Origin of the sequence: Erythrobacter aurantius (assembly GCF_023823125.1) — a bacterium.
GTDB lineage: Bacteria > Pseudomonadota > Alphaproteobacteria > Sphingomonadales > Sphingomonadaceae > Erythrobacter > Erythrobacter aurantius.
In genome coordinates, this window is record NZ_CP090949.1 from 1,401,402 (window position 1) to 1,415,071 (window position 13,670).

Sequence of the window (13,670 nt, forward strand, 5' to 3'; positions counted from 1 at the left end):
TGTGAACCTTTCGGCGTTCGCTGGTAGGTTAAAGGCTGAAACCGGGGGTCGCGGCATCTGCCTGACGATCCCGATTGCGGTTGCGGCTGTCGTCTGCACGCTGCGGACGCTGCTGCGGCGAGCCGGGGACGATAGCGGCCGGGTCGGCGTTGCTGATGTCCGGATTGGGTGGATCCGGCTCGGCCGCCGTCGGTCCGGGACGGGCTTCGCCGCTCACACCCGACTGGTTCTGGTAGGTGAGCAGCTGCTCGAATGCGTTGGCTGAATGATAGCCATCGGTCGGCAGCTTGATGTCACCGGCATTGACCGGCTTCACCAGATACGGCGTCACGATGATGACCAGTTCGGTTTCGCCAAGGTTGAACGAACGCGAACGGAACAGGTTGCCAAGGATCGGCACGTCACCCAGACCCGGAGCCTTGTCGAGCGCGTTCTGCGAGTTCGCACTCAGCAGGCCGGCGATCATGAAGCTCTGGCCCGAACCGAGTTCCACAGTGGTTTCGGTGCGACGGATTGTCAGCGCCGGAACCTGGAAGCCGTTGAGCGTTACCGCACCCTGGGTCGACAGTTCGGAAACTTCGGGGCGCACACGGATCGAAATGCGACCGTTCGCCAGCACCGTCGGGGTGTAGGCAAGGCTGACGCCGAAGTTGCGATATTCAATCGCGACGTTGCCCAGACCCTGCGAGATCGGGATCGGGAATTCACCGCCCGCGAGGAAAGTGGCGGTTTCGCCCGAAAGGGCAGTCAGGTTTGGCTCGGAAATCGTCGTGATCAGGCCAAGACGTTCCGAAAGGTCCAATGCGCCCAGCACATCAAGCCCGAACAGGCGACCAAGACCTGCGATCGAGGTTCCGCCGTTGCTGTTGACGCCCGGACCGGTGAAGGTCAGCGGAGTGCCGTCAGCACCAAGGATCGGGTTGCCGGCGGCATCGAAGAACGGGCCGAGCACCGGGTTCTGCACACCGTTGCCGACTGCGAGCGGACCGTTGCGGGGATCATAGGTCCCCGAACCAAGCGCACGGCCATTACCGATAGCGCCGCGGAAACCGCCGCTCGACGCATCGAAAGTCGTGACGTTGCCGCCGATCGAGCGGACGAGGCTGCGGCTGACTTCGGCAAACTTCACCTGAAGATTGACCTGCAGCGGTGTTGCCGTCTTGAGGCGGCTGATGACATTGGCGCCTTCACCGAGGAAAGCCTGAACCAGTCGTTCTGCTTCTGCTGCGTCCTCGGGGGCCTTTACGGTGCCGGTAAGAAGCACTGTGTTGGTACCCATGGTGGCGACGCTGACTTCGGCTTCGGGCATGGCAAGGGCAAGCATCTGGTCGATGCTGCCGATGTTCGATCCGACCCGGATGTTGGCCGAGAAGATGATGTCGCCGCGAGCGTTGCTGGCATAGATCGTGGTTTCGCCGCCGGCGCGTCCGAAAACGTAGAGCTGGCGCTGCGACTTGATCTGCACGTCGGCCACGTTCTCGTTCGCAACGAAAACGTCGGTCATCGAACCGGGCACGTTCACCAGTTCGCCACGGCCGATCGACAAGACGATCTCCTGGCTCGGGCTGACGACTTGCTGCGCGGTTGCGGTTCCTGTCGGAGCGGCAACCATCGGCAACGCGGCGATGCCGGCAAGCAGCGCTTTGGCAAAGGTCTTGGTTTTCATTTCAGAGCCCCCTGTGGACTTCACTTTTTCGATCCCGACTTTGCCGGTCACGAGGTTCAAGCATTTGATCTGGATCGACATTGTCATTTTCCTCAGCGGATCGTCATGCCGGCAACAGGTGCAACCTGGCCTGCCTGACCGACGCCGTTCGAAGTGGCGGTGTTGACTGCACTGACGGAGCCACCAACCGGCACTTCGACAGTGGCCTTGCCGCGGGTGACACGGACGCTAGGCTCGGTGTTGACGGGAACGCCGTCCACCTTGGCAGGAACCCCGGGTGCAGCGGCGGTCCGTTCGGGACGACGGTTGCCTTCATCCTGCGGCGGAATGTTGCGGCGCTGGAAGCGGGAAACGTCGCCACCGGTCGAGAAGGTCGACTTGCTGTCAATCGGCTGACCCATCGCGGTGCGAAGGATGCGCTCTTCCTCTTCGGGAGTGGCGTTTTCCGGGATTTTGACGTCGCCCGAGGCAATCGCACGCTCAAGCTCTGCCTGGTTGTCGGCAATCGAGCGAAGCACCAGGGTCAGCTGGCCGATCGTCTGGGCCACGGCGACCTTTTCGGCAATCTGCGGCGTCACTTCGAGCGTGACGGTGCGGAAAGCGCGAACCACGGTCTTGCCTGCTTCGTTGGTAACCTGTTCGGTGGTCTGGTCAGTCGCGAGGACGCGAAGGTTGCGCAGAACGGTTTCAGCGGCCTTGAGCGGCTGGCCTTCACCCGAAACTTCCTGAGTCAAGACGACGTCAACGCGGTCACCCGGGAAGACAAAGCCTGCAACACCAGTTTGCGCCGACACCGGCACGGTAACCGCACGCATGCCCGGGCCAAGCGCCGCCGCGAGGAAGCCGCGGTCGCCAGGGCTGACGAGCGATCCTTGCGTCACCGGTTCACCAGCCGTGATCGGGAAGCGGACGACCGTGCCGAGCAGCTGGCTCATGTCGGATTCGCCTTCAATGAAATAGGCATCCTTGACCAGCTCTTCCGGCCAGTCCTGATAGCCCATCGCATCGGCGGTGATGATCGTACCTGCAGGCAGGGCGCGGTTCGCAACCAGCACCTTGGGCCCTTTGGGCTCCTGTGCCGCCGCTTCCGCAGCCGGGGCTGCATCGCCAGCAAACATGCTGCGCGCAAGGAATGCGCTGCCAATGGCAACAACAAGCGCACCAAGCAGCAGAACCAGTTTCTTCCTATCCATGGCTTATCAGCCCCCTCATTTCGGCCCGGTCAGAAAATTCGGGCGGGTATGGTTTCGTGGCGTACGTCCGAATTGGTTAAAATCGGGTTCACAGCGACTTTCATGCGATCGCCGGAACCGATGCTAGTTTCGGGAAAATCACCCAAATTCCGGCGAAGGCGATCGCAACGCCATAAGGAATTGCGAGCCGCTCCTTCTCGCGGCGGAGAAAATGGTATCCGCCCATCACGATCGTTAGCGCGCCACCGGCTAGCGCCATGATGATCAGCAGTTGCAGGAATGTGCCGGGCTCGATCCACAGCGCGAGGGCGGTGAGAAGCTTGACGTCACCGCCACCCATCATGCGAAGTGCGAACAAACCGGCAAAAAGCGCGAACGCAAGAGCTGCGATCCCAAGTTGCATGGCAACATCCGGCCAAAGCGACAGGCCACTGGCCCACCAGAAAGCCGGTGCAGCGAGGGCAATGCCCGCATTGAGCCAGTTATGGATCGTGCGGCTGCGGATATCGCTTGCCGCCGCGAACAGGAGCGCGATTGCCAATGCAATCAGCAGTCCGTAGTGAATATACGTCATCATCATGTGGCCCCCGAAAGGATGCCGCACACCGTTATTTGCGTGTGCGGGTCCATCTGGGAAACGGGTGCGACAGATGAGTGCTTACCAAATAGTAACCAAACCCGGAGGCCTTCCGTTAGCAAAGTCATGGACCAGAACAGCCAGGCCGAAATGACAGAAAGTCCTCAGATCAACCGTCGGGCAATTCCGCCTGCAGCGGTTGAATCGCAATGGCAGGCGGCCGACGGCCATCCCTTGCGCCGGATCGATTGGCCCGGTGCACAAAGTCCGGTTCGCGGATCGATCCTGTTCCTGCCGGGGCGTGGGGATTGTTACGAGAAATATCTCGAAAGCCTTGAGCAGTGGCACCGTGCAGGATGGCGAGTGACCGGATCGGATTGGCGCGGGCAGGCCGGGTCAGGTCGGCTGGGCAAGGATGCAGTCACAGGCCACATCGACGACTTCGACACCTGGACCGATGATCTGGCGCACATCTGGAACCAATGGGTGAACGAGGTGCCGGGCCCGCATGTGCTCGCTGGCCATTCGATGGGCGGGCATTTGATCATGCGCGCTCTGGTGGACGGCAAGGTTCAACCCGATGCCGTGTTTCTGAGCGCGCCCATGCTGGGAATGCAAGGCCCGCCCTTGCCGCTGCCTGTCTTGCACCTTGTGGCCGTGTTGATGACCAAGGTTGGTGACCCTACCCGGCAAGCTTGGAAATGGAGCGAGAAACCGGGCGAATTGCCTGCGCACCGTGCCAATCTCTTGACGCATGACCCTGATCGATATTTCGATGAGCAATGGTGGCGCGATACCCGGCCAGAACTGGTCATGGGGCCAGCCAGCTGGAAATGGGTTGAACGGGCCTACGCCTCGTGCCGCAGGCTGGAGCAGCCGGGCGCGCTGGAAGCAGTCGGCATACCGGTGCTGATCGTCTCAACTTCGGGGGACAAGCTTGTCAGTCACGAAGCCAACGTCCGCGCCGCCAAGCGGCTGCCGAAAGGCAAGCTGGTTACATTCGGCGAGGAAGCCCATCACGAAATTCTCCGCGAAGTGGACGATGTGCGTGACCGCATGATGCGCGAGATCGCAATATTCCTGGATGAAGCCGTTCCACAGGCGCCCCAGGGATGATCTACGACTTTGCCGTAATCGGAGCGGGGATGGCCGGCGCGAGCATTGCTGCCGAGCTTGCGCCATATGCCCGCGTGTTGGTGTTGGAGGGCGAGGATGCGCCCGGATACCATTCGACCGGCCGTTCAGCAGCGTTCTGGGAGGAATGCTATGGTGGGCCCGGCGTGGTCCCTCTCACGCTCGCTTCGGGAAGGTATCTCAGAGACGGCGGTTTTCTGACTCCGCGGGGTGCGCTCTACATCGGTAGGCAGGAAGACCGCGGCGGAATTGATGATTTCATCGATAGCTTCGCTGGAACGGGAGTGACGATCGAGCGACTTGATCGCAATCGTTTGGCGCAACTCGTCCCGCAAGTCCGTGAGACGTGGTGCCATGCGATCTATGAACGGGCTTGTGCCGATATTGATGTGGCCGGTCTGCATCAGCATTACCTGAAGGCCTTGCGGCAGGCCGGCGCGGATCTCGTTTGCAGGGCAATGGTCAGCGGCTTCAGCCGGGAGGACGGTGCCTGGTGTATCCATACCGAGCAAGGTGACACCTATCGTGCTGCAGAGATCGTCAACGCCGCTGGTGCATGGGCCGATGTCATCGCGTCGCACGCTGGTGCAAGGCCTTTGGGAATAGAGCCGAAGCGTCGCACCGTGGTGCAACTTCGGGTCGATCCCGAGGCTCCTGCGGAAATGCCCCTTGTTCTGGATGTTTCGGGCGGGTTCTATTTCAAATCGGACAACGGTCGCTTGTGGCTCAGCCCGCATGACGAAATACCCAGTGACCCTTGCGATGCCGCGCCTGAAGAAATCGACGTGGCTATGGCGATTGACCGATTCCTTTCGGTCACAAACTGGAAGATTGAAGCGGTCGAGCGGCGCTGGGCCGGATTGCGGAGCTTCGCGCCCGATCGCTTGCCCGTCTATGGCCCTGATCCGGATGTACGAGGATTCAACTGGTTTGCCGGCCAAGGCGGCTTCGGAATTCAAACCGCGCCTGCGGCTGCTCGTTTGGGCGCTCAGATATTGCTCGGACTTCCTGCAGATTGGCTCACCGAAGAAATCGATGCAGCGCGATATTCGCCAAGTCGTTTTTCAGAAATGAAAGAACGGCGGACGGGCTAGCCATAATTGCTGTGATCTGCCAATTACTCGGTTCAACACAACCACCAAAGGGAGGTAAATTCGATGGCTCACAAGTTTGAAATCTACAAGGACAAGGCTGGCGAGTTTCGCGTGCGCTTCAGCTACAATTCGGAAGTGATATTCTCGACTCAGGGTTATTCGAGCAAGTCTTCGGCTGAAAACGCCATCGCCTCCATCAAGAAGAATGGCCCGGATGCGCCGATTGAAGACAACAGCTAATCTGTTGCATTCAGATCATTCTGAGCGGGCGTGACACCTGAGTGTCGCGCCCGTTTGCGTTTCAACCAGAGGCTAGAGCCGCGATGCGATCCGCCTCGTCGCTTGCAAGCTTGTCGACCCGATCGTTCTCGCTGTGACCGGAATGCCCTTTGACCCAGTGCCACTTGATCTCGTGGCGATCCGCGATTTCGATCATTTCATGCCATAGATCGGCATTGCGAACCGGCTTCTTGCTGGCGTTGACCCAGCCGCGCTTCTTCCAGCCGTGGACCCATTTGGTGATCCCGTCGATCACATACTTGCTGTCGGAATAGAGATCGACCTTGCAGGGCTCGATCAATGCCGAAAGCCCTTTTATGACAGCGGTCATTTCCATCCGATTGTTGGTCGTATCGGCTTCCCCGCCCGACAATTCCTTTTCGTGCGGGCCCATACGCAGCAGTACGCCCCAACCGCCAGGGCCGGGATTCCCCTTGCATGCGCCATCAGTGTAGATTTCGACCTGTTTCATCGAAATGCTTCATCGCCGCTTTGCGTTTGTCACGCAAACACTTGCGCGCCGAATTCGTCGTAAAAGCGCCAGCGGGAGACGAACTGCATGGGATCCTTGCGGGTAACGAGCGCATCATCGGGCGTGTCGAGCCAGTCCTCGGCCCGGCTCGCGACAAAGCGCAAGGTCGCACCCTTGGCGATCTCTGGCAGCAAGGCACGCTCAGCATCGGTCAGAGGCCGAACGCTTTCGTAACCGCGGATGATCGCGCTGCCGCAATCCTCGCGATAGCTGTTGCTGGCCGGATCAAATCCCCAGGCCGCGTGCGTGGTGGCGAGATCAAGCGCCATCGCGCCCGTACAGGCAAAATAGAAATCAATCAGTCCGGTCACCTGACTGCCGAGCATCAGCACGTTGTCAGGGAAAAGGTCTGCATGAATCTGCGCCTGCGGCAGGCTGGAGAGGTCAAGCCGGGCAGCAGATCGGGCCGGAGCGAGCATCGCCGGCAAGTCTTTATGGATGGAAGCAAGGCCTGCTTCTCCGCATTTTTCCAGCAGTGCCAGATTGTCTGCGAACCCCATCGTGTTGGCTCTCGAGAGCGCAAAGCCATCGCTGGCGAGATGCATGCGTGCGAGGGTTGCTCCGACGGAAAGAGCCTGATCGGGCTCCGGCCGCGTTGGAGATACGCCAGGGAGGAACTCGATTAACGCCAGAGCCTTCCCGTCGTGCATGTGGAAACTTGCCCCGGTCCGATCGTGAATTGTCCGTGGAACAGGGCACCCACGATTCGAAAGGTGATCCAGCAACCCGAGAAAGTAAGGCAGATCGCCGAGTTCTATGCGGCGTTCGTACATTGTCAGAATAAACCGTGCTCCGGCACCATTGTTTCCGGTGGTTTCGATCAGCCAGTTCGAATTGGAAACGCCTTCGGCGATGCCTTTGGCAGACAGCAAAGTCCCGACGTCATACTGCGCGATCAATTCCGCCAGCTGCTCCGCACCGAGATGGGTGTAAACCGCCAATTTTCAGCATCCCTATTCGGTAAGCTGGCGGGGCAGTTTGAAAACCATTTTCTCTTCGGTGTGCGTGATCGTCCGCTCACGGATAGGGCGCAGCTTTGCAAGGGCATCCACCACTTCGCGAACCAGCACTTCGGGTGCGGACGCACCGGCGGTGAGACCAATCGTGTCGATACCCTCAAGCCAGGCGGGGTCTATTTCCTCAGCCCGCTGTATCAGTTTGCCGGGCGTGCCAAGCCGCTCGGCAACCTCGACGAGGCGCAATGAATTCGAAGAATTGGGAGCGCCAACCACCAGCACCAGATCGCAGTCATGCGCCAGTTCCTTCACTGCGGCCTGGCGATTTGAGGTGGCGTAGCAAATGTCTTCCGCCTTGGGACCGCTGATATTGGGATAGCGCCATTCAAGCGCCTCGATCACTTCGCGCGTATCATCAACCGACAAGGTCGTCTGAGTGAGATAGGCAAGCGGTTCGTCCGAATCGAAAGGCAGCTTGTCCACGTCCTCGATATTTTCCACCAGCGTCATCTGGCCCGGTTCGACCTGCCCCATTGTGCCGATCACCTCCGGGTGGCCTTCGTGTCCGATGAAGATAATATGGCGGCCCTTTTCCAGCTGACGTTCGGCCTGTCGGTGCACCTTGGAAACGAGCGGACAGGTGGCGTCGACATACATTAGCTTGCGCCGCTTTGCTTCGGCGGGAACCGATTTCGGAACGCCGTGCGCGCTGAACACCACCGGTGCATCGTCGGGCACTTCGTCCAGTTCCTTGACGAAAATCGCGCCTTTCGCCTTCAGCCCTTCGACAACATATTTGTTGTGGACGATTTCATGGCGGACATAGACCGGCGCGCCATAGCGTTCGAGCGCCTTTTCGACGATCTCGATGGCCCGATCCACTCCGGCGCAAAAGCCACGAGGTGCTGCGATCAGGAGATTCAGCGGTTTTGCGTCCACAGAGGGCTCTTGAAATGGGGCGTTCATGTCTCAGCCTCTAGCGCTTTGCTGCGCGGCTCGCTAGGGCGGACACGCAGATAGGGATGGGGTTCCCGATACAGTTCGATATTCGAGGACGGTTTTCAATGATGTTTCGCACCCGTGTTTTGACTGCCATCGCGCTTGCTGCGGGTCTTGCGGGCTGTGCGCGAGAGGGTGAGCTGGTTGTTGATCAGGGCGTCGGTATCACCGCGGTCCTATCTTCCTGCCCTGCGGTCGGCATTCCCAACTATACCGGTGACGTGACGACTTTCCGCGATGCCGGCAATCAGACCTTTGGTAATCTCGATGTGACCGCCTCGATCACCAATCTTCGTTCAACCTGCAACGACAGTTCGGAAAAGGTCTACACCGAAGCGACTTTCGATGTGCACGCCCGGCGCGCCGATGCGCGCGGTGCGCGCTCGGTCACATTGCCCTATTTCGTCACTGTGCTTCAGGGCGGCAGCGCCGTCGTGACCAAGCGGGTGGGCGAAGTGACGCTCAACTTTGCTGACGGACAGGAACGCGCAATGGCGAGCGGCAAGGCCGGTTCGTTTGTCGATCGCGCGGCAGCATCCTTGCCGGAAGATATCCGCGAGCAGATCACCCGCCGACGCCGTCCGGGCGATCCCGAAGCGGCGCTTGATCCGTTGGCTGCCCCCGAAGTTCGCGCGGCAATCGCCCGGACCCGGTTCGAAATGCTTATCGGATTTCAGCTGACCGAAGAGCAATTGGCCTACAACGCCACAAGGTAAGCGAACCCTTGAAAAATCCGCATGACCCCGCAAAGGCTGGGGCATGCCCACCAAGGAGCCCCGATAGCTCGGGAGCGCACAGGTATTCTATGTCGCAAGAGACACTCTACGCCGCCTTTGCCGGCACCATCGAAACCGCGCTGATTGATCTTGTTGCGGAAGGCGTTCTGCCTGCCGACGTGTCGTTTGCCAACGTCACGCTCGAGCCACCGCGCGATCCCTCGCACGGTGATCTGGCTACCAATGCCGCGATGGTTCTGGCCAAACCGGCCAAAGCAAACCCGAGGGCTTTGGCTGAATCGATCGCGGCAAAGCTGCAGGCGCATGATGCAATTGTCAGCGCTGAAATTGCAGGCCCCGGCTTCATCAACCTGCGGCTCGATCGCAAGGCGTGGATCGCTGAATTGAACGCTGTTCATGCGCTCGCCGACGAATACGGTCGATCGGCCATGGGGGCAGGGCGGACGGTCAACGTCGAATATGTATCTGCCAATCCCACTGGCCCAATGCACATGGGGCACTGCCGCGGAGCCGTGGTGGGCGATGCGCTGGCGAGCCTGCTTGAATTTGCCGGGCACCGGGTGATCCGCGAGTATTACGTCAACGATGCGGGTGCGCAGGTCGATGTACTCGCTCGCTCCGTCCATCTGCGGTATCGCGAAGCGCTCGGCGAAAAGATCACCATTCCTGATGGCCTGTATCCCGGGGACTATCTGGTTCCGGTAGGACGGGCACTCGCCGCTGAATTTGGCGATAAATATGCCGCCGCGCCAGAGAGCGAGTGGTTGATCGAATTCCGCACTCGCGCCGTTGCGGCAATGATGGACATGATCCGGGCCGATCTCGCGACTCTCGGCATCAATCACGACCTGTTCTCGTCCGAGGCCGAATTGCAGGCTTCGGGCAAGGTCGACGCGGCAGAGGCATGGCTGCGCGAACACGACCTTGTCTATGACGGCGTGCTCGAAGCGCCCAAGGGCAAGGCCCCGCCCGAGGATTGGGAGCCGGTGGAATTGCCGCTGTTCCGTTCGACCAAGTTCGGGGACGATCAGGATCGTCCGATCAAGAAGTCGAACGGCGCGTGGACCTATTTCGGTGCAGACCTCGCATACCACTTCCAGAAAGCCCAGAATGCTGATGCCCTCGTCGATATCTGGGGCGCGGACCATGCGGGGACGGTGAAGCGGATCAAGGCAGCCGTGGCCGCACTGACCAGCGCCGATGGGGCTGCGCCCAAACCCTTCGAGGTCAAGCTGGTGCAAATGGTCCAGCTGATGAAGGGCGGGCAGCCGTTCAAGATGTCGAAGCGCGCCGGCAATTTCGTCACCCTAGCCGATGTCGTCGAGATGGTGGGCAAGGACGTGGTGCGTTTCACCATGCTGACCCGCAAGCCCGACGCGCAGATGGATTTTGATTTCGACAAGGTGGTCGAAGCGTCGAAAGACAATCCGGTGTTCTATGTGCAATATGCCCATGCCCGGATCCAGTCGACCCTGCGCAAGGCATTGGAAGAAGAGGAAATTGCCCCTTCGGCTGACGCTGTTGAACAACTGGGAGATGAGGAAATCGCCCTGATTCGCCGGGCCGCTCAGTTCCCCCGCGAAATCGAGGCCGCAGCAAAGGCCCGCGAGCCGCACCGGATCGCATTCTACCTTTATGACCTCGCCACGGATTTGAACGCGTTCTACAGCCTCGGTAACACCGACCTGGAAAAGCGCTTCATTGTGAAACACGATAAGGGTTTGTCCGCGGCTCGGCTTTTCCTTGCGCAGGCAATAGGGCAAGTGTTGCGCAATGGGCTTCGCGTCTTGGGTGTGGAAGCCGTCGATAGGATGTGACTTGGGGGCAGATCGGTGATTATCGAAGCCGAGTATGAAGAAGTCGAAGGCAGCGGGCAGGAATCCGAACTCGACCTGTCCGATGACGACAGTCTGCCTTGGCTTGAGGCTGACGAGGAAGACGAAGGGCGTAGCGATATCGATATCGCCCAGATCATCGGATTTGCGCTGATCCTGCTTACTATACTTGCGGCTGTAGTTGGTGCCGTCTGGTATTTCGCGAACAAGTCCGGCAATGCCGAAGTGGTTGCCGATGGCAGCATGATCGAGGCGCCCGAAGGCCCGATCAAGGAGCGTCCGAAGGACCCCGGCGGCAAAGAGTTTGACGGTACCGGCAATGTCGCTCCTGTGGTTGCCGAAGGTGGCACCCGTGAAGGCGTTCTTGATACCGCTGGTGACGAAAGCGCACAGACGCAAACGCCCGCATCTTCACCTTCATCCGACGAGTCACCGGCAACCTCATCGTCCGGATCGGGCGGTGTCGGCGTGCAGCTTGCGGCATACAGTTCGCGTGCCCGTGCCGAGCAGGGCTGGAATGACCTGCGCCGCCGCACTGATGCGCTCGACAATGCGCGTTATCGGATCGAAGAAGGTGTGGTCGACATCGGGACCGTCTACCGTCTTCAGGCCGTCGCCAGCGATCGCGCAGCAGCGGAACAACTCTGCGCCGCGCTCAAGGCTGATGGTCTCGATTGCCAGGTAAAGCCCTGAACGACCCGCAATTCGTCGCTTTCCCACCGCCTTTCCCCGTCAAATGTGGCGGACAAGTGGTTAGCGCGCTTGCCTGATCTGCTGCACGCTGCAAGGTTTTGGCCATGACACCGGCAATTTTCGGATGCTCCGGCGCCCGCCTGACAGCGGATGAGCGCGATTTCTTCCGCGATGCGGATCCGGCTGGTTACATCCTGTTCGGGCGCAATTGCGAGGATCCGCAACAATTGCGGGCGCTAACCGATGAATTGCGTGCACTCCACGGGCGCGAGCGGCTGTTGATCTCGATCGATCAGGAAGGCGGGCGGGTGGCCCGTCTGCGCCCGCCGCATTGGTCTGCCTATCCGGCGGGTGAGGCTTTCGACCGGTTGTACCGGCTTGCCCCGGCAAGTGCGATCGAGGCAGCGCGTGCTGGAGCCCACGCAATGGCGCTGGAACTTTCGGCCATGGGCATCACCGTGGATTATCATCCGCCGCTCGACCTGCGCCAGACCGGTGCGCACGATGTAATCGGTGATCGATCACTGGGGAGCGACCCGGTGCAGGTTGCTGCGATCGGGCGTGCGATACTCGACGGGCTGGCTGCCGGAGGGGTGACCGGATGCATCAAGCACATGCCCGGACATGGCCGCAGCAAGGTCGACTCGCACAAGGAAATGCCCACCGTGCATGAAAGCGCGCAGGAGCTTGAAGACGACATCGCTCCGTTTCGCGCGCTGAATTCTGCATTGATCGGCATGACCGGCCATCTCAAATTTCCCGCCTGGGATGCCGACCGGCCCGCCACCTTGTCGCCGACTATCATCGGCGATGTCATTCGCGACCAGATCGGCTTTGATGGCCTGTTGCTGACGGATGACATCGATATGGAAGCGCTCGATGGCAGTATCCCTGAAAGGGCGGCTCGCGCATTGGCTGCCGGTTGCGACATCATCCTGAATTGCTGGGCGAAAATGGATGAAATGCAGGGCATTTGCGACTCAGTACCGGCGATTAGCGAAAAGTCCGCAGCCCGTTTGGAGCGCGCTCTCGCGCCAACGCGATTGGCCGATGCCATTTCTCCCGAGCAAGGGAAGTTGCTGGCCAAGCGGGATGCACTGCTGGCCCTTGAGGGAGAGGCCGCATGAACGCCGATCGCGACGACGGGTTCATGATCTCCGGCGATGCCGCAGGTGCATCGGAGCCGACGGCAGAACTTCCCGAGGGCTGGTTGGACGAAACCGGCAAGCAGGGCGCGAAGCAGGGTGACGAGGCTCTTTATCTGGAGCTTGACGGGTGGGAAGGTCCGCTTGACCTGCTGCTCGATCTGGCGCGTCGGCAAAAGGTCGACCTGCGACAGATTTCGATCCTGGCGCTGGTTGATCAGTATCTCAATTACATTGAGCGCGCTCAGGATTTGCGGCTGGAACTGGCAGCCGATTACCTCGTGATGGCGGCATGGCTGGCGTACCTCAAATCGGCGTTGCTGCTGCCCAAGGACGAACAGGCAGACCCAAGTCCCGAAGAACTTGCCCTGCGTCTGCAATTGCGGTTGCAGCGGCTTGGGGCGATGCGCGAGGCCGCTGCGCGATTGATGGCGAGAGACCGGATCGGGCGCGATATCTTCCTGCGCGGCGCTCCGGAAGGGCTCAGGACGGATCGAAAAATCCTCTGGAAATCAGATGCCTATTCGTTGATTCAGGCGTATGGTCAGGTCAAGGCGCGGACGGCTCCTCGCATTTATCACGTTTCCGATCGCCCGGTTATGACGCTCGAAAGCGCGCTTGATCGGGTTTCGGCCATGCTTGGCGTGACCCTGGAATGGATGGAAATCCGCGATTTCCTGCCTCCGCACGCCAATCCTGCCCTGCGGCGTTCGGCACTTGCTTCCAGTTTTGTCGCGGCACTCGAACTGGCGAGGCTGGGTCGTGCGGAGATTGCTCAGGAAGAAGCCTTTGCGCCACTGCGAATCCGTCGCCTGAAAGAGGGGGCATAA

14 protein-coding genes are annotated in these 13,670 nt (G+C 60.2%); 8 read left to right on the forward strand and 6 right to left on the reverse strand.

Going from position 1 to position 13,670, the window contains the following annotated elements; all coding sequences use genetic code 11:
- Positions 1–28: 28 nt before the first annotated feature.
- From L1K66_RS06605 to L1K66_RS06615, 3 genes are all read right to left on the reverse strand, one after another.
- Positions 29–1,666: a type II and III secretion system protein family protein gene (locus tag L1K66_RS06605; RefSeq protein WP_252260156.1), complete on the reverse strand. Its 1,638-nt coding sequence runs from the start codon at positions 1,664–1,666 to the stop codon at positions 29–31.
- Positions 1,667–1,758: 92 nt separating this feature from the next.
- Complete coding sequence (gene cpaB, locus L1K66_RS06610; RefSeq protein ID WP_252260157.1) at positions 1,759–2,859, reverse strand: Flp pilus assembly protein CpaB; 1,101 nt, start codon at positions 2,857–2,859, stop codon at positions 1,759–1,761.
- Between the two features lie 100 nt (positions 2,860–2,959).
- On the reverse strand, positions 2,960–3,439 hold the full coding sequence (locus tag L1K66_RS06615; protein WP_252260158.1) for an A24 family peptidase: 480 nt from the start codon (positions 3,437–3,439) through the stop codon (positions 2,960–2,962).
- Between the two features lie 123 nt (positions 3,440–3,562).
- Here L1K66_RS06615 and L1K66_RS06620 point away from each other — a divergent pair, with 123 nt between their 5' ends.
- The 3 genes from L1K66_RS06620 (at position 3,563) to L1K66_RS06630 (ending at position 5,904) form a co-directional block, all read left to right on the forward strand.
- Positions 3,563–4,552 carry an alpha/beta hydrolase gene (locus L1K66_RS06620; RefSeq protein WP_252260159.1) on the forward strand — a complete coding sequence of 330 codons (990 nt, stop codon included), beginning with the start codon at positions 3,563–3,565 and terminating at the stop codon, positions 4,550–4,552.
- The gene (locus L1K66_RS06625) at positions 4,549–5,664 is read left to right on the forward strand and encodes an NAD(P)/FAD-dependent oxidoreductase (RefSeq protein ID WP_252260160.1); all 1,116 of its coding nucleotides are present in this window, start codon (positions 4,549–4,551) and stop codon (positions 5,662–5,664) included. The genes L1K66_RS06620 and L1K66_RS06625 overlap by 4 nt, the downstream gene beginning before the upstream one ends.
- 63 nt (positions 5,665–5,727) lie before the next feature.
- Positions 5,728–5,904: a YegP family protein gene (locus tag L1K66_RS06630; RefSeq protein WP_252260161.1), complete on the forward strand. Its 177-nt coding sequence runs from the start codon at positions 5,728–5,730 to the stop codon at positions 5,902–5,904.
- 61 nt (positions 5,905–5,965) lie between these two features.
- Here L1K66_RS06630 and rnhA read toward each other — a convergent pair whose 3' ends face one another.
- The 3 genes from rnhA to ispH are packed head-to-tail and all read right to left on the reverse strand — an operon-like array spanning position 5,966 to position 8,397.
- Positions 5,966–6,415 carry a ribonuclease HI gene (gene rnhA, locus L1K66_RS06635; protein WP_252260162.1) on the reverse strand — a complete coding sequence of 150 codons (450 nt, stop codon included), beginning with the start codon at positions 6,413–6,415 and terminating at the stop codon, positions 5,966–5,968.
- Positions 6,416–6,444: 29 nt separating this feature from the next.
- The gene (locus tag L1K66_RS06640; RefSeq protein ID WP_252260163.1) at positions 6,445–7,416 is read right to left on the reverse strand and encodes a homoserine kinase; all 972 of its coding nucleotides are present in this window, start codon (positions 7,414–7,416) and stop codon (positions 6,445–6,447) included.
- A gap of 12 nt (positions 7,417–7,428) precedes the next feature.
- Positions 7,429–8,397, reverse strand: coding sequence for a 4-hydroxy-3-methylbut-2-enyl diphosphate reductase (gene ispH, locus L1K66_RS06645; RefSeq protein WP_034952368.1), 969 nt, complete (start codon positions 8,395–8,397; stop codon positions 7,429–7,431).
- A 98-nt stretch (positions 8,398–8,495) separates the two neighbouring features.
- On the opposite strand from ispH, the gene L1K66_RS06650 reads away from it, so the two are divergent.
- The 5 genes from L1K66_RS06650 to L1K66_RS06670 all read left to right on the forward strand — a co-directional run bounded on the left by L1K66_RS06650 (position 8,496) and on the right by L1K66_RS06670 (position 13,670).
- Complete coding sequence (locus L1K66_RS06650) at positions 8,496–9,146, forward strand: hypothetical protein (RefSeq protein ID WP_252260164.1); 651 nt, start codon at positions 8,496–8,498, stop codon at positions 9,144–9,146.
- An 89-nt stretch (positions 9,147–9,235) separates the two neighbouring features.
- The gene (gene argS / locus L1K66_RS06655) at positions 9,236–10,984 is read left to right on the forward strand and encodes an arginine--tRNA ligase (RefSeq protein WP_252260165.1); all 1,749 of its coding nucleotides are present in this window, start codon (positions 9,236–9,238) and stop codon (positions 10,982–10,984) included.
- Between the two features lie 15 nt (positions 10,985–10,999).
- Positions 11,000–11,695, forward strand: a complete 696-nt coding sequence (locus tag L1K66_RS06660; protein WP_252260166.1) for an SPOR domain-containing protein — start codon at positions 11,000–11,002, stop codon at positions 11,693–11,695.
- Positions 11,696–11,799: 104 nt separating this feature from the next.
- On the forward strand, positions 11,800–12,822 hold the full coding sequence (gene nagZ, locus L1K66_RS06665) for a beta-N-acetylhexosaminidase (protein ID WP_252260167.1): 1,023 nt from the start codon (positions 11,800–11,802) through the stop codon (positions 12,820–12,822).
- Entirely contained in the window at positions 12,819–13,670 is an 852-nt protein-coding gene (locus L1K66_RS06670; protein ID WP_252260168.1) for a segregation and condensation protein A, read from the forward strand. Before nagZ ends, L1K66_RS06670 begins: the two co-directional genes overlap by 4 nt.